Genomic DNA, 15,881 nt, shown 5'->3' with positions numbered 1-15,881 from the left:
AGGCGGTTTTTACCGCCTGGTTTCATTTTAGGGATAGTCGCAATGAAAAAATCGGTCGTAGCGGTTGGAGTGATTGTAGCGTTAGGCGTGGTCTGGACGGGGGCCTCCTGGTTTACCGGGAAACAGCTGGAAGGCCGTCTGGCTGAGATGGTGGCGCAGGCTAACGGAGAGATTAAGCGCAGCGCGCCGGAGGCGGGCCTGGAGCTGAGCTACCAGAATTATTATCGCGGCGTGTTTACCAGCCGTATGCAGCTGGTGGTAAAGCCAGTGGCCGGTGCTGAAAACGGCTGGCTGAAACCGGGTCAGAGCGTGGTGCTGGACGAGGTGGTGAGCCACGGTCCGCTGCCGCTGGCGCAGCTGAAGTCCTTTAACCTGATCCCGTCGATGGCGTCCGTTCATACCGTGCTGGTGAATAACGACGTCACCAAACCGCTGTTTGACCTGGCAAAGAATGAATCGCCATTCGACATTAATACCCGCATCAGCTATGCCGGTGACACGAGCTCCGATATTGCTCTGAAAGCGCTGAACTACGAGAAAGAGAATGAGAAAGTCGCCTTCAGCGGCGGTCACTTCAAACTTGACGCTGACCGCGACGGAAACGTGTTCTCCCTGACGGGTGAAGCGGAAAGCGGCCTGGTCAATGCCGTGAACGAATATAACCAAAAGGTTCAGCTCACCTTCAGCAACCTGAAAGCCGACGGCAACAGCCGAATGACCGATTTCCAGGAGCGTATCGGCGATCAAAAACTGTCTCTCGACAAGGTTGCCATTGCGGTTGAAGGAAAAGAGATGGCCGTGCTGGAAGGTATGGACGTCAACGGCAAATCCGACGTTTCCAAAGACGGTAAAAGCATCAACACGCAGCTGGATTACACGCTGAAGAGCCTGAAAGTGCAGAATCAGGATCTGGGCACCGGCAAGCTGTCGCTGAAGATCGGCAATATCGACGGCCAGGCGTGGCACGAGTTTAGCCAGAAATACAGCAAAGAGAGCCAGGCGCTGCTGACCGATGCCGCACTCCAGCAGAACCCTGAAGTGTACCAGCAGCAGGCGATGGCGGTGCTGTTCAACAACCTGCCTGTCCTGCTGAAAGGCGAGCCGGTGATCACCGTTGCGCCACTGAGCTGGAAAAACAGCAAAGGCGAAACCAGCTTTAACCTGTCTCTGTTCCTGAAAGATCCGGCAACCGCAACGGGCGAGCCGCAGACGCTGGCCCAGGAAGTGGATCGCAGCGTGAAGTCGCTCGACAGCAAGCTGACCATCCCGATGGATATGGCGACCGAGTTTATGACCCAGATTGCGAAGCTGGAAGGCTACGGCGATGAAGACGCTGGCAAGCTGGCGAACCAGCAGGTGAAAGGTCTGGCGGCCATGGGCCAGATGTTCCGCATCACCAAAGTGGAAAACAACACGATTTCCACCAGCCTGCAGTATGCCAACGGCCAGGTAACGCTCAACGGCGACAAGATGCCGCTGGAAGACTTCGTCGGCATGTTTGGTATGCCGACGCTGGGGATGCCGGAACCGGCTGAACCGGCAGCGCCAGCCGAACCGGCGGCACCGCAGCAGTAAACGGCAAAACCCCTCGCATGAGGGGTTTTTTATTGCCGGGTGGTGCTGACGCTTACCCGGCCTACGATCCCGAGCCGTTGTTGGCCCGTGCAAGCGCAGCGCCGCCGGGCGATGTGCAGCGGAGATTATTTCACCGTCACCAGCCGCGCCGCCACAATCTGGTGTCCGGCCTGAACGTCCGTGTTGTCGATGCGCTGCATGATCCTGTCCGCCAGCGTGTAGCCCATCTCTCGCGCAGGGGTGGTAGCCCATACGATCGGCAGATCGTCGAGCGCGTTTTCACCGACATCGGCGAACGCTCCCAGCGCCACCTGATGGCCGAAGAAGGTTTCCACCCCGCCCTCGCCGCTCTGACGCCCGGCGCGGATCAGGCCAAACCAGGCGCCCATAGCAATCACGTCGTTGTAGCAAATCACGGCGCTGATCGTCGGACTGCTGCGCAGCAGCGCGCCTATCGCTTCCGCCGCTTTCTTCTGGCTGGATTCACATTCCACGACCCATTCGCTGTGGAACGGCAGGCCGTATTTTATTAGCGTCGCGCAGTAGCCGCCGACCCGTTCGGCGCGCGTCAGGGACGAGCTTTTCCCACCCAGCCAGGCAATGCGCTGATGCCCGCGACGAATAAGATGCTCGGTCAACATTTGCGCGGCCTGCATGTTATCCGGTCGCAGCGTATCGGCCTCGTCCAGATAGCTGGCACGCGAAGCAAACACCAGCGGCACGCCTTTTTCGGCGGCGCGCTCGCACAGCTCGCTGCCCACGCCCGACGCTCCGGCGACGATTACCCCGTCAACACCCTGATTCAGCAGCATATCGAGCCGGGAGAGAAGCTGATCGGCCTCGCGACCGCCGTGCAGAAGAAAGACCATCCGCCCCTGCGCTTCAAGCGCTTCGGTTAACCCGGCGGTCAGCTCCGCATAGAAAGGTGACGTCAGGTCGCGGACAATCAGGCCAATCACCCCGCTTTGCCCGCCGCGCAGCGCCGACGCCTGACGGTTACGGACAAAACCCAGCTGCTCAACCGCCTCGTTCACCCGCTGACCGGTCGCAGGAGAGATGCGCCCTTTTCCGCTTAGCACCAGAGAAACGGTGCTGACGGAAACGCCCGCCGCCAGCGCGACATCGTTGATGGTGATTTTTTTCGCTACAGCCATGTGTTGGCGTGACTCCCTGAAATGAGATCGGTAAAACGTTTTATCAATACGTTATCTTTATACTACCAGTCAAAGCCTGAGAATGTGATTTAGCGCGCACTAAACTTTGATAAAACGTTTTATCTTCTCGCAGCATTGAAGCAGGCAAACTGATTTTAACAATAAAGGAGTCGTTTTATGACGGCGAAAGCAGCACAAAAAATATCGCTGTGGGAATTTTTCCAGCAACTGGGCAAAACCTTTATGCTGCCCGTGGCACTCCTCTCGTTCTGCGGGATTATGCTCGGGATCGGCAGCTCGCTGAGCAGTAAAGACGTCATCACGCTGATCCCGTTCCTCGGTGCCCCGGTGCTGCAGGCGATCTTCATCTGGATGAGTAAAGTCGGCTCCTTTGCGTTTAGCTTCCTGCCCGTCATGTTCTGTATCGCTATCCCGCTGGGCCTGGCGCGCGAGAACAAAGGCGTCGCGGCGTTTGCCGGGTTTGTGGGCTACGCCGTGATGAACCTGGCGGTTAACTTCTGGCTGACCGCGAAAGGCATTTTGCCGACCACCGACGCTGCCGTACTTAAAGCCAACAACATTCAGAGCGTGATCGGTATCCAGTCTATTGATACCGGGATCCTCGGGGCGGTGATCGCGGGTGTGATTATCTGGATGCTGCACGAGCGCTTCCACAATATCCGGCTGCCGGATGCCCTGGCCTTCTTCGGCGGTACCCGCTTTGTACCGATTGTTACCCTGGTAGTGATGGGTCTGTTCGGTTTAATCATTCCGCTGATCTGGCCGGTCTTTGCGATGGGCATCAACGGTATTGGCCGCATCATCAACGGCGCGGGAGATTTCGGTCCGATGATCTTCGGCACCGGCGAGCGTCTGCTCCTGCCGTTTGGCCTGCAGCATATCCTGGTGGCCCTGATTCGCTTCACCGAAGCGGGCGGTACGATGGAGGTGTGCGGTCACGACGTGAGCGGCGCGCTGACCATCTTCCAGGCGCAGCTGAGCTGCCCGACCACACACGGCTTCTCCGAAAGCGCCACCCGCTTCCTGTCTCAGGGTAAAATGCCTGCCTTCCTCGGCGGCCTGCCGGGTGCCGCGCTGGCGATGTACCACTGCGCGCGCCCGGAAAACCGTCATAAAATTAAAGGTCTGCTGATTTCCGGCGTGATCGCCTGCGTCGTGGGCGGTACCACCGAACCAATCGAATTCCTGTTCCTGTTCGTCGCACCGGTGCTGTACCTCATCCACGCGGTGCTGACCGGTCTGGGCTTTACCGTGATGGCGGTGCTGGGCGTGACCATCGGCAACACCGACGGCAACGTGATCGACTTCGTGGTGTTCGGGATCCTGCACGGCCTGTCCACCAAGTGGTACCTGGTGCCGGTCGTGGCGGCTATCTGGTTTGCGGTTTACTACGGCATCTTCCGCTTCGCCATCACCCGCTTTAACCTGAAAACGCCTGGACGCGATACCGATACGGCGAGCAGCGTTGAACAGGCGGTTGCCGGGACCGTGGGCAAATCCGGCTATAACACACCGGCCATTCTGGCGGCGCTGGGCGGCGCGGATAACATCACCTCGCTGGATAACTGCATCACCCGCCTGCGTCTGTCGGTGGCGGATATGTCAAAAGTGGATACCAACGCCCTGAAAGCCAACCGGGCCATCGGCGTGGTACAGTTAAATCAGCACAATTTGCAGGTGGTTATCGGCCCGCAGGTCCAGTCGGTGAAGGATGAGCTGGCAACCCTGATGCGAACAGTTGAAGCCTGATGCCTCAGCCCCCTCTCATGAGGGGGTTTTACTTTAAGGACTCACGTCATGTTTGATTTTTCTACCGTCGTGGATCGACACGGCACCTGGTGTACGCAGTGGGACTACGTCGCCGACCGCTTTGGCGCGGCCGATTTGCTGCCTTTCACCATCTCGGATATGGATTTCGCCACCGCGCCCTGCATTACCGACGCGCTGCATCAGCGCATCAATCACGGCGTGCTGGGCTACAGCCGCTGGAAGAACGATGAGTTTCTCGCCGCCGTCGCACACTGGTTCCAGCAGCGCTTTAACAGCCAGATTGATACGGAAACCGTCGTTTATGGTCCTTCCGTTATCTACATGGTGTCAGAGCTGATTCGTCTCTGGTCACACCCCGGCGACGGCGTAGTGGTGCACACCCCGGCATACGACGCGTTTTACAAAGCCATTGAAGGGAATGCGCGTCATGTGGTGCCCGTGGAGATGGAAAAGCACGCAGCAGGCTGGCAGGGAAATATGGTGGCGCTGGAAGCGGCCCTGGCGAAACCTGAAAACAAAATTTTACTGCTTTGCAGCCCGCAAAACCCAACCGGCAAGGTCTGGACGCGGGACGAGCTGACGCACATGGCTGGACTGTGCGCACGCTATGACGTGGCGGTTATCAGCGATGAAATTCATATGGATATGGTGTGGGGAGAGCATCGTCACACGCCGTGGAGCGCGGTGGCGCGCGGCAAATGGGCGCTTCTCACCTCCGGCTCGAAAAGCTTTAATATTCCGGCGCTGACGGGCGCTTACGGACTGATTGGCGATGAACAGAGCCGTAACGGTTATCTCAGCGCGCTAAAAGGCCGGGACGGACTCTCTTCCCCTTCCGTGCTGGCGCTGACGGCGCATATTGCCGCCTATCAGCATGGAGCGCCGTGGCTGGATGCCCTGCGGGGGTATCTGGAAGAGAATCTGTTGTATATCGCGCAGGAAGTAAACCGCGCCTTTCCAAAACTGAACTGGCAGCCGCCCGAAGCAACCTATCTGGCCTGGATTGACCTGCGCCCGCTGAATATTGACGATCGGGCGCTGCAAAAAGTACTGATCGAGCAGCAAAAAGTCGCCATCATGCCGGGATATACCTACGGCAAAGAGGGAAATGGCTTTGTTCGCCTGAACGCTGGCTGTCCGCGCAGCAAGCTTGAACAAGGGGTGCAACGCCTCATTGCCGGGATTAACACGCTCCTGTAATCAATTTGCGCAACGGAATATTCCCTTGCGCAAATAGCTTTTTACCCCGTTTTGTTTTTATAATATGGCGCACTTTAACCAGAAAAGAGTGCGACCATGATTGATACACGCCTGCCTTTAACTGATATTCATCGTCACCTTGACGGTAACATTCGTGCCCAAACCATCCTCGATCTTGGCCGCCAGTTCAATTTAACGCTTCCTGCGCAGACGCTTGAGTCGCTGATCCCTCACGTACAGGTAACTTCCAATGAACCGGACCTGGTCAGCTTCCTGAGCAAACTCGACTGGGGCGTGAAGATGCTGGCCTCGCTGGATGCCTGCCGCCGCGTGGCGTTTGAGAACATTGAAGATGCGGCCCGTAATGGCCTGCATTACGTCGAGCTGCGCTTCTCGCCGGGCTATATGGCGATGACCCACAGCCTGCCCGTTGCAGGCGTGGTGGAAGCAGTGATTGAAGGCGTGCGCGAAGGGTGTAAAACCTTCGACGTTCAGGCCCGTCTGATTGGCATTATGAGCCGTACGTTCGGCGAAGCCGCCTGCCTGCAGGAGCTTGAAGCGCTGCTGGCCCATCGCGATGCCATCACCGCCGTCGATCTGGCCGGTGACGAGCTGGGCTTCCCGGGCAGTCTGTTCCTCTCCCACTTCAACCGCGCGCGCGATGCCGGCTGGCACATTACCGTGCATGCGGGCGAAGCGGCTGGCCCGGAAAGCATCTGGCAGGCCATCCGCGAGCTGGGCGCCGAGCGTATCGGCCACGGCGTGAAGGCGGTAGAAGATCGCGCCCTGATGGATTTCCTGGCGGAGCAGCGTATCGGGATTGAGTCGTGCCTGACGTCTAATATTCAGACCAGCACCGTGGCAACGCTGGCGCATCATCCGCTGAAAACGTTCCTCGAGCACGGCGTGCTGGCCTCGCTGAACACTGACGACCCGGCGGTTCAGGGCGTGGATATCATCCACGAATACAACATCGCCGCACCGCAGGCGGGTCTGAGCCGCGAACAGATCCGTCAGGCGCAGATCAACGGGCTGGAGATCGCCTTCCTGACGCCCGAAGAGAAGCAGGCGCTTAAAGATAAAGTGGCTCGCGGTTGAGCATTTGCCGGGTAGCGGCTACGCCTTACCCGGCCTACAACAGCCCTTAAAGCTTATGCCAGACAGAGCGTGGCGCGATGTTTGGCAGATTCAATACCCAGCTCAATCAGCTCCATAATCTGAATCGCCTGGCTGGCCGGAACCGGATTTTCGCCCGTGCCGTTCAGCGCATCGCGAATGCCCGCATAATAGGCCGGATAGTTGCCCGGGATCGTCAGCAAGGTCTCCTCTACCAGTTCCTCACCTTCCACCCGCGTGACCACGCCGTCGCGCATATCATAGCCCCAGTCTTCCTGCGGCAAACGTTCACCGCTTTTCAGCCGGTCCTCCTGCGGATCGAGGCCAAACTTCACGTAGCTCCCGCGCGTGCCGTGAATGATGTAGCGGGCAGATTCCGCGGCCGCGACCATCGTGCCGTGCAGCACAATCCGCCGCTGCGGGTAGCTGAGCACCGCGTGGAAGTAATCGGTCGTCTGCGCTCCGGGCCGGAGCTGGGCCAGATCGACCGTCATGCTCACCGGCAGACCAAAAAGATTGACGGCCTGATCCAGCAGATGCGGGGCTAAATCGTACCAGATGCCGCTGCCCGGACCGGCCTGCTCGCGCCAGCGGTTTCGTACCTGCGGACGGAAGCGGTCAAAGTGCGATTCAAAAAAGAGGATCTCCCCTAGCGTGCCTTCACTGAGAAGCCTTTTTACCGTCAGAAAGTCGCTGTCCCAGCGGCGGTTATGGAACACCGACAGCAGCCTGCCCAGGCTCTTTGCCAGCGCATCCAGCTCGCGAGCCTGAGACAACGTGACGGTAAAGGGCTTATCGACCACCACGTGCTTACCGGCGTCAAGCGCGGCCTTTGCCAGCGGGAAGTGGGTGTCGTTCGGGGTGGGGATAACGATTAAATCAATATTCGGATCGTTGAAAAGGTGTTTTGGCTCAGAGACAACCGGCACGGAAGGCCAGTCGGCATGGACTTTAGCGGCATCGCTGCTGGATACCGCAGCCAGGGTCATCCCCGGCGTCCCGGCTATCAGAGGCGCATGAAACGTTTTGCTTGCATACCCGTAGCCGATAAGCCCAACGCGGATATTATCACTCATAGTGCCGTCCTCTTTTATGACGTTCTTATTTCACACTGGCTAGCCTGGCATTGCCACAGATTAATAATGTGCCATATGACTTAAAATAGCAGGTTGTACGGGTTGTTTTTGTTACATAGTATTAACCCACTGATTTTGTTTAAGGGAACCGTTCCCAAAGCGCTTGCCGTCGGGGAAACGTCGCTGTAACATTTGCGACCTGTATTTATGGATAAAGTACAACTACGAATCATGACGTCAATTATTAATCGAATCATTGAATTAGCGGGATGGATTGTCCTTGGGGTTTCGGTCATTTTGCTGGGCGTTGCCAGCCATATCGATAACTACCAGCCGCCGGAGCCTGTCACAGTCGCCCAACCTAAGTAACCGGTTACTGCAATAAAGAGTGACATAATATGTCAGTTACTTATTGCCAGCCCTGGTGAACACGGTTAACCTTCTCTTCCAGGCATCGTCTGATGCCTGAATTTCAGCAAAGAAAACTCCTAATTTCGTCGCGTTACCTGAGTGGGCTGTTTACGTCTTTATTAATCCGTTTATTATTCGAACGAATTACCTTAACTGGTATTACTCACTTTTATATGGAAACTTATTAATATGACAGTTCAGGACTATTTATTAAAATTTCGCAAGATCAATTCGCTTGAGAGCCTGGAAAAACTGTTTGACCATCTGAACTACACCCTGTCGGATAATCAGGACATCATTAATATGTATCGCGCCGCTGACCATCGCCGTGCGGAGCTGGTTTCCGGAGGTCGTTTGTTCAACGTGGGTGAAGTGCCTAAGTCCGTATGGCGTTACGTTTTATAAGAAAGTAGCCATCCGCGCGAAATGTTATATACTCTCCGCCCTGCAAACTGGCTGTACAACATTTCGCGCAGATTATGGGAGAGTTCATGACCGCAACGCCTGGAGAACGCATTGGAGGCTGGTTAATCGCCCCACTGGCATGGCTGCTGGTTGCCTTATTAAGCGCATCACTTGCGCTGCTGCTGTATACCACCGCACTGATTACCCCTCACGCTATCCAGACCCTGATGTCGCAAAGCGTGCTGAATATTGCGATGTGGTTTGTGTCGTTCGTTTTCGCGATTGGTATGTGGTACTACACCCTGTGGTTGACCATTGCCTTCTTTAAGCGCCGCAAAAGTGTACCTAAACACTACATTATCTGGCTGCTGATTTCGGTTCTGCTGGCGGTTAAAGCGTTTGCTTTTTCGCCCGTATCAGACGCTCTGGCCGTTCGTCAGCTGCTTTTCCCGTTACTGGCGGCCGCGCTGCTGGTCCCCTATTTCAAGCGTTCGACGCGGGTAAAAAACACCTTCGTGAACCCGTAATAACCTTACAGATAACCTGTTGTCGCCTGCGTGAGTTTGTCCGATAATAGGCGGCTTTTTTATTTCAGGCTAAATAATGACCGATTACTTACTGCTCTTTGTCGGCACCGTGCTGGTTAACAACTTCGTTCTGGTGAAGTTCCTTGGCCTGTGCCCGTTTATGGGCGTGTCCAAAAAGCTGGAAACGGCGATGGGCATGGGGCTGGCGACAACCTTCGTCATGACGATGGCGTCCATCTGCGCGTGGTTGATTGATACCTGGATCCTCATCCCGCTGGGGTTAATCTATCTTCGTACGCTGGCTTTTATTCTGGTCATTGCGGTTGTTGTGCAATTTACTGAAATGGTGGTGCGTAAAACCAGCCCGGCCCTCTATCGCCTGCTGGGTATCTTCCTGCCGCTGATCACCACCAACTGCGCCGTTCTCGGCGTTGCGCTGCTGAACATCAACCTTGGCCATAACTTTATGCAGTCGGCGCTGTACGGTTTTTCCGCCGCCGTCGGTTTCTCATTTGTTATGGTCCTGTTCGCGTCGATTCGCGAGCGTCTGGCGGCAGCGGATATCCCTGCGCCCTTCCGCGGTAACGCGATTGCGCTGGTGACCGCGGGTTTAATGTCTCTGGCCTTTATGGGCTTTAGTGGTCTGGTGAAGTTGTAATGAATGCTATCTGGATTGCCATCGCCTCTATCAGCGTCCTGGGGTTGGTGTTTGGCCTTATCCTGGGTTACGCCTCCCGCCGTTTCGCGGTAGAGGACGATCCCGTTGTTGAAAAAATTGATGAGCTTTTGCCGCAAAGCCAGTGCGGGCAGTGCGGCTACCCGGGCTGCCGTCCCTACGCTGAAGCGGTAGGCATTCAGGGTGAAAAAATTAACCGCTGCGCCCCCGGCGGCGAAGCGGTGATGCTGAAAATCGCGGACCTGCTTAACGTCGATCCGCAGCCCGTTGATGGCGATGCGGAGGTGCAGGAGCCGGTTCGCGCCCTCGCCGTGATCGACGAAGCCAACTGCATCGGCTGCACCAAATGTATTCAGGCCTGCCCGGTTGACGCCATTGTGGGCGCCACCCGCGCCATGCACACCGTCGTGGCGGACCTCTGCACCGGCTGTAACCTCTGCGTGGCCCCCTGCCCGACGCAATGTATTGAGTTGCGCCCGGTTGAAACGACTACCGAAAGCTGGAAGTGGGAGCTTCAAACCATTCCGGTTCGCATCATTCCTGTGGAACAACATGCTTAAGTTATTTTCTGCTTTCAGAAAAGAGAAGATTTGGGACTTTGACGGCGGTATCCATCCGCCAGAGATGAAAACCCAGTCCAACGGCACGCCGCTGCGTCAAATTCCGCTGGCGACGCGTTACGTCATGCCGCTCAAACAGCATATTGGTGCTGAGGGCGAGCTGTGCGTGAAAGAAGGCGATACGGTTCTTCGCGGTCAGCCGCTGACCTTTGGCCGTGGGCGAATGCTGCCGATACACGCCCCCACCTCCGGTAAAGTGGTGGCGATTGCCCCTCATACGGTGGCTCATCCGTCCGCGCTGTCGGAGCTGAGCGTGATCATTGAAGCCGACGGCGAAGACCGATGGATCGATCGTGACGGCTGGAGCGACTACCGCTCCCACAGCCGCGAAGCCCTTATCGAGCGAATTCATCAGTTCGGCGTCGCCGGGCTGGGCGGCGCGGGCTTCCCGACTGGCGTTAAGCTGCGCGGCGGTGGCGATAACATTCAGACGTTGATTATCAACGCCGCCGAGTGCGAGCCGTATATCACCGCCGACGATCGTCTGATGCAGGACTGTGCCGCTCAGGTAGTGGAAGGCATCCGCATCCTGGCGCACATTCTGAAGCCGCGGGAAGTGCTGATTGGTATCGAAGACAATAAACCACAGGCCATCTCGATGCTGCGCGCCGTGCTGGCGGGCAGTCATGATATTAGCCTGCGCGTTATCCCGACCAAGTACCCTTCTGGCGGCGCAAAACAGCTGACGCAAATTCTGACCGGCAAGCAGGTCCCGCACGGCGGACGCTCTTCGGATATCGGCGTGCTGATGCAAAACGTCGGCACCGCCTATGCGGTGAAGCGCGCGGTGATTGACGGCGAGCCGTTGACCGAGCGCGTGGTGACGCTGACCGGGGAATCGATTTCTCGTCCGGGCAACGTCTGGGCGCGTCTGGGTACGCCGGTGCGCCATCTGCTGGAACAGGCTGAATTTTGCCCGGCCAGCGACCAGATGGTGATCATGGGTGGCCCGCTGATGGGCTTTACGCTGCCGTGGCTGGACGTTCCGGTAGTGAAAATCACTAACTGTCTGCTCGCTCCTTCCCCCACCGAAATGGGTGAAGAGCAGGAAGAGAAAGGTTGCATCCGCTGCAGCGCCTGTGCCGATGCCTGTCCGGCGGATCTGCTCCCGCAGCAGCTGTACTGGTACAGCAAAGGCCAGCTGCACGACAAGGCAAAATCCCATAACCTGGCCGACTGCATTGAATGCGGCGCCTGCGCCTGGGTCTGCCCAAGCAACATTCCGCTGGTGCAATACTTCCGTCAGGAGAAGGCCGAGATTTATGCCATCTCCATGGAAGAAAAACGCGCCGCAGAAGCCAAGGCACGTTTCGAAGCGCGTCAGGCGCGACTGGAGCGCGAAAAAATCGCCCGTCAGGAACGCCATAAGCAGGCCGCCGTTCAGCCTGCCGGGAAAGATCAGGATGCGATCAACGCCGCACTGGCGCGAGTTCGCGAGAAAAAAGCCGATGCCGCCCAGACGGTGGTGATCCAGGCCGGGGAAAAACCGGATAACAGCGAAGCGATTGCCGCCCGCGAAGCGCGAAAGGCTGCGGCTCGCGCGCGTCAGGCGGAAAAAGCGCAAACGGTTCAGGCAGATACTGAGATCGACCCGCGTAAAGCGGCCGTTGAAGCGGCGCTAGCCCGGGCCAAGGCCCGCAAAGCTGGAGAGCAGCAGGTAGTCGTCGAGCAAGAAGCGGTCGACCCACGCAAAGCCGCCGTTGAAGCGGCGATTGCCCGCGCCAAAGCCCGCAAGGCTGCGCAGCAAGCGCCAGAGGCAGTATCAGAAGCAGAAGCACCACCGGTCGACCCGCGTAAAGCCGCCGTCGAAGCAGCGATTGCCCGCGCCAAAGCCCGTAAGGCTGCGCAGCAGGAAGAGCAGCCGCAGGCCGCCAACGATGACCCGCGCAAGGCCGCCGTCGCCGCCGCCATTGCGCGCGTTCAGGCGAAGAAAGCCGCACAGCAAGCCGTAAACGAGGATTAAATGGTTTTCAGAATCGCAAGTTCCCCTTACACCCACAACCAGCGTCAGACATCGCGCATTATGATGCTGGTCTGCCTGGCCGCGCTGCCGGGCATTGCCGTTCAGTGCTGGTTTTTCGGCTGGGGAACCCTGTTCCAGATAGCCCTGGGCTGCGCCAGCGCCGTCGCGGCGGAAGCACTCGTCCTGAAGCTGCGTAAGATGGCGGTGTCACGCATTCTGGCTGACAACTCCGCGCTGCTGACCGGCCTGCTGCTCGCCATCAGTATTCCGCCGTTTGCCCCGTGGTGGATGGTCGTGCTCGGTACCGTGTTTGCCGTGATCATTGCCAAACAGCTGTACGGCGGGCTCGGCCATAACCCGTTTAACCCGGCGATGATTGGCTACGTGGTGCTGCTAATCTCCTTCCCGGTGCAGATGACCAGCTGGCTGCCGCCGCACGAGATTGCGGCCACGGTTCCGGGCTTTATGGATGCCCTGCACGTTATCTTTACCGGCCATACGGCGCTCGGCGCTGATATGAACGCCCTGCGCATGGGCGTGGACGGTATCAGCCAGGCGACGCCTCTCGATACCTTTAAAACGTCCCTGCATGCCGGGCACAGCGTTGATCAGATCATGAAATCCGCGATTTACAGCGGCATGCTGGCGGGTGCAGGCTGGCAGTGGGTCAACCTGGCGTATCTTCTGGGCGGCCTGTTCCTGCTGCAGCAAAAAGCCATTCGCTGGCATATTCCGGTCAGCTTCCTCGTGACGCTGACGGTTTGCGCGACGCTGGGATGGGTCTTCTCTCCTGAATCACTCGCCAGCCCGCAGATGCATTTGCTCTCCGGTGCGACCATGCTAGGTGCCTTCTTTATCCTGACGGATCCGGTCACGGCGTCAACGACTAACCGCGGCCGCCTGATCTTCGGCGCGCTGGCGGGCCTGCTGGTATGGCTCATCCGCAGCTTTGGCGGTTACCCGGACGGCGTCGCGTTTGCCGTCCTGCTTGCCAACATTACCGTTCCGCTCATCGACTATTACACGCGTCCGCGCGTGTACGGCCATCGCTAAGGGTTTCGCCATGTTAAAAACGATGCAAAAGCACGGCGTCACGCTGGCTGTCTTCGCCGCGGTCCTGACCGGGCTGACGGCCCTGGTTAACACGTTAACCAAAACGACCATCGAAGAGCAGGCTTCAAAGCAGCAAAAGGCGCTGTTCGATCAGGTGATCCCGTCAGATTTCTACGATAATGACCTGCAAAAGAGCTGCTTTGTGGTAGACGCGCCGCAGCTTGGGAAAGGCGCGCACCGCCTCTTTATTGCCCGCAAAGGGGATAAACCGGTAGGCGCGGTGATGGAAGCGACGGCGCCCGACGGCTATTCCGGCGCCATTCAGCTGCTTGTCGGCAGCGATTTCTCCGGCACTATTCTGGGTACTCGCGTGACGGAACATCATGAAACGCCGGGCCTGGGCGATAAAATTGAAACCCGTCTGAGCGACTGGATTTTGCACTTTGCCGGTAAAGTTATCCATGGCGAAGGGGATACCGCGTTTGCGGTGAAGAAAGATGGCGGCGAGTTCGACCAGTTCACCGGCGCGACCATCACGCCGCGCGCCGTGGTGAACGCCGTAAAACGAGCCGGGCTGTATGCCGAAACGCTGCCCGCGCAAATCAACAATCTTCCGGCCTGTGGGGAGTAATCATGAGCCAGGTTAAAGAGGTTATTGTCCAGGGATTGTGGAAGAACAACTCCGCGCTGGTCCAGCTTCTGGGGATGTGTCCCCTGCTGGCGGTAACGTCCACCGCCACCAACGCGCTCGGTCTGGGTCTGGCAACCACGCTGGTGCTGACGCTGACCAACCTCTCCATCTCCGCCCTGCGACGCTGGACGCCTTCGGAAATTCGTATTCCGATTTATGTCATGATCATTGCGTCGGTGGTCAGTATCGTCCAGATGCTGATTAACGCCTACGCGTTTGGCCTGTACCAGTCGCTCGGGATCTTTATTCCCCTTATCGTGACCAACTGTATCGTCGTTGGCCGTGCGGAAGCGTTCGCGGTGAAAAACAGCCCCGCCATGTCGGCGCTGGATGGTTTTTCCATTGGAATGGGCGCCACCTGCGCCATGTTCGTGCTGGGCTCGCTGCGCGAGATCCTCGGTAACGGTACGCTGTTTGACGGCGCAGATGCGCTGCTGGGCGGCTGGGCCAAAGCGCTGCGCGTTGAAGTGTTCCACACCGATACGCCATTCCTGCTGGCAATGCTGCCCCCTGGCGCGTTTATTGGCCTTGGCATGATGCTGGCGATAAAATACCTGATTGATGAGAAACGTAAGCGCCGCGCGGCTGAGCGTAGCGTTCTGGAAGGGACACCCGAGAAGGCTTCATGAATAAAGAAAAGCGCATTGCGATCCTGACCCGTCTGCGGGACGAGAACCCGCACCCGACGACGGAGCTGAATTTTACCTCCCCGTTTGAGCTGCTGATCGCGGTGTTGCTCTCTGCACAGGCGACCGATGTGAGCGTCAATAAAGCCACTGCCCTGCTCTATCCGGTCGCCAATACGCCAAAAGCCATGCTGGAGCTGGGCGTGGAAGGCGTGAAGTCCTATATCAAAACCATCGGCCTGTTTAACAGCAAAGCCGAGAACGTCATTAAGACCTGCCGGATCCTGCTGGAACAGCACGGAGGCGAAGTACCGGAAGATCGCGCCGCGCTGGAAGCCTTACCGGGCGTGGGGCGTAAGACCGCGAACGTGGTGCTCAACACCGCGTTTGGCTGGCCGACCATCGCCGTGGATACGCATATTTTCCGCGTCTCTAACCGGACTAACTTCGCGCCGGGGAAAAATGTTGAGCAGGTCGAAGAGAAGCTGTTAAAGGTGGTTCCGGACGAATTTAAGGTTGACTGTCATCACTGGCTGATTCTGCACGGCCGCTATACCTGTATTGCCCGTAAGCCTCGCTGCGGCTCCTGCATTATTGAAGATCTCTGCGAATACAAAGAAAAAGTGTATCCCTGATCGTCACAAACCCTTACCAAAAGAAGGGCTACCAGACACCCTTCTTTTGGCCGTTATTTGTCCGTCTTTCATTCCCCCTGACCTGTCACTTGTTCGGTTGTTTAACGCTCAAACAGGTTAATACTTTTTTCATAGCCAAAAATTTCTATACATCTGTGATCGCGATCACCCTGATAACTTCATGTTGAATTTTTGTTGTCAAAATCCGCCTAAACCCTTTGTCTGACAAGATACTCTCCTTCCACCACCGAAGATAAGACCAGCTATTTTTCAGAATATGGCCCATATCACTGCATTAAGCGGCAAATAGCAGAACATATCGCCAAAACCCGGTCGTGGTGGGTTATTGCCAGTCGAAAAAA

The 15,881-nt window shown here is 57.3% G+C and carries 16 protein-coding genes; 14 read left to right on the top strand and 2 right to left on the bottom strand.

Annotated elements, in window-relative coordinates:
- The first annotated feature begins 42 nt into the window (after positions 1–42).
- On the top strand, positions 43–1,575 hold the full coding sequence (locus tag SPH27_RS00510) for a YdgA family protein (protein ID WP_182071192.1): 1,533 nt from the start codon (positions 43–45) through the stop codon (positions 1,573–1,575).
- A 125-nt stretch (positions 1,576–1,700) separates the two neighbouring features.
- On the opposite strand, the gene SPH27_RS00505 is transcribed toward SPH27_RS00510, so the two are convergent.
- A complete protein-coding gene (locus SPH27_RS00505; RefSeq protein WP_023311457.1) occupies positions 1,701–2,729 on the bottom strand; it encodes a Mal regulon transcriptional regulator MalI in 1,029 nt (342 codons plus the stop codon).
- A 177-nt stretch (positions 2,730–2,906) separates the two neighbouring features.
- Between SPH27_RS00505 and malX the strand changes: the two genes are divergently transcribed.
- From malX to add, 3 genes are all read left to right on the top strand, one after another.
- Positions 2,907–4,499, top strand: coding sequence for a maltose/glucose-specific PTS transporter subunit IIBC (gene malX, locus SPH27_RS00500; protein WP_048979536.1), 1,593 nt, complete (start codon positions 2,907–2,909; stop codon positions 4,497–4,499).
- Positions 4,500–4,547: 48 nt separating this feature from the next.
- Positions 4,548–5,720: a MalY/PatB family protein gene (locus SPH27_RS00495; protein ID WP_182071191.1), complete on the top strand. Its 1,173-nt coding sequence runs from the start codon at positions 4,548–4,550 to the stop codon at positions 5,718–5,720.
- 96 nt (positions 5,721–5,816) lie between these two features.
- Positions 5,817–6,818 (top strand): adenosine deaminase, encoded by a 1,002-nt coding sequence (gene add, locus SPH27_RS00490; RefSeq protein ID WP_033145337.1) that lies wholly within the window; start codon positions 5,817–5,819, stop codon positions 6,816–6,818.
- 53 nt (positions 6,819–6,871) lie between these two features.
- On the opposite strand, the gene SPH27_RS00485 is transcribed toward add, so the two are convergent.
- Positions 6,872–7,912, bottom strand: a complete 1,041-nt coding sequence (locus SPH27_RS00485) for an oxidoreductase (protein ID WP_039262316.1) — start codon at positions 7,910–7,912, stop codon at positions 6,872–6,874.
- 243 nt (positions 7,913–8,155) lie between these two features.
- Between SPH27_RS00485 and blr the strand changes: the two genes are divergently transcribed.
- The 10 genes from blr (at position 8,156) to nth (ending at position 15,519) form a co-directional block, all read left to right on the top strand.
- The gene (gene blr, locus SPH27_RS00480) at positions 8,156–8,281 is read left to right on the top strand and encodes a division septum protein Blr (RefSeq protein WP_168112406.1); all 126 of its coding nucleotides are present in this window, start codon (positions 8,156–8,158) and stop codon (positions 8,279–8,281) included.
- Positions 8,282–8,512: 231 nt separating this feature from the next.
- Entirely contained in the window at positions 8,513–8,728 is a 216-nt protein-coding gene (gene ydgT / locus SPH27_RS00475) for a transcription modulator YdgT (protein ID WP_013096896.1), read from the top strand.
- Positions 8,729–8,814: 86 nt separating this feature from the next.
- Entirely contained in the window at positions 8,815–9,255 is a 441-nt protein-coding gene (locus SPH27_RS00470; protein ID WP_023311379.1) for a DUF2569 domain-containing protein, read from the top strand.
- Positions 9,256–9,331: 76 nt separating this feature from the next.
- On the top strand, positions 9,332–9,913 hold the full coding sequence (rsxA, locus tag SPH27_RS00465; RefSeq protein WP_014883581.1) for an electron transport complex subunit RsxA: 582 nt from the start codon (positions 9,332–9,334) through the stop codon (positions 9,911–9,913).
- Positions 9,913–10,491 carry an electron transport complex subunit RsxB gene (gene rsxB / locus SPH27_RS00460; protein WP_182071190.1) on the top strand — a complete coding sequence of 193 codons (579 nt, stop codon included), beginning with the start codon at positions 9,913–9,915 and terminating at the stop codon, positions 10,489–10,491. The genes rsxA and rsxB overlap by 1 nt, the downstream gene beginning before the upstream one ends.
- Positions 10,484–12,514, top strand: a complete 2,031-nt coding sequence (gene rsxC, locus SPH27_RS00455) for an electron transport complex subunit RsxC (protein ID WP_182071189.1) — start codon at positions 10,484–10,486, stop codon at positions 12,512–12,514. The genes rsxB and rsxC overlap by 8 nt, the downstream gene beginning before the upstream one ends.
- On the top strand, positions 12,515–13,567 hold the full coding sequence (gene rsxD, locus SPH27_RS00450) for an electron transport complex subunit RsxD (protein ID WP_048979528.1): 1,053 nt from the start codon (positions 12,515–12,517) through the stop codon (positions 13,565–13,567).
- A 10-nt stretch (positions 13,568–13,577) separates the two neighbouring features.
- Positions 13,578–14,198 (top strand): electron transport complex subunit RsxG, encoded by a 621-nt coding sequence (gene rsxG / locus SPH27_RS00445; protein ID WP_182071188.1) that lies wholly within the window; start codon positions 13,578–13,580, stop codon positions 14,196–14,198.
- A gap of 2 nt (positions 14,199–14,200) precedes the next feature.
- Positions 14,201–14,887 (top strand): electron transport complex subunit E, encoded by a 687-nt coding sequence (locus tag SPH27_RS00440; RefSeq protein ID WP_023617347.1) that lies wholly within the window; start codon positions 14,201–14,203, stop codon positions 14,885–14,887.
- Positions 14,884–15,519 carry an endonuclease III gene (nth, locus tag SPH27_RS00435; RefSeq protein WP_033145331.1) on the top strand — a complete coding sequence of 212 codons (636 nt, stop codon included), beginning with the start codon at positions 14,884–14,886 and terminating at the stop codon, positions 15,517–15,519. Before SPH27_RS00440 ends, nth begins: the two co-directional genes overlap by 4 nt.
- Positions 15,520–15,881 lie beyond the last annotated feature (362 nt).

The organism is Enterobacter sp. A103 (assembly GCF_034427535.1).
GTDB classification, from domain to species: domain Bacteria; phylum Pseudomonadota; class Gammaproteobacteria; order Enterobacterales; family Enterobacteriaceae; genus Enterobacter; species Enterobacter asburiae_B.
The sequence above is the reverse complement of the archived record's forward strand: the minus strand, read 5'-3'. Positions and strand labels throughout refer to the sequence as shown.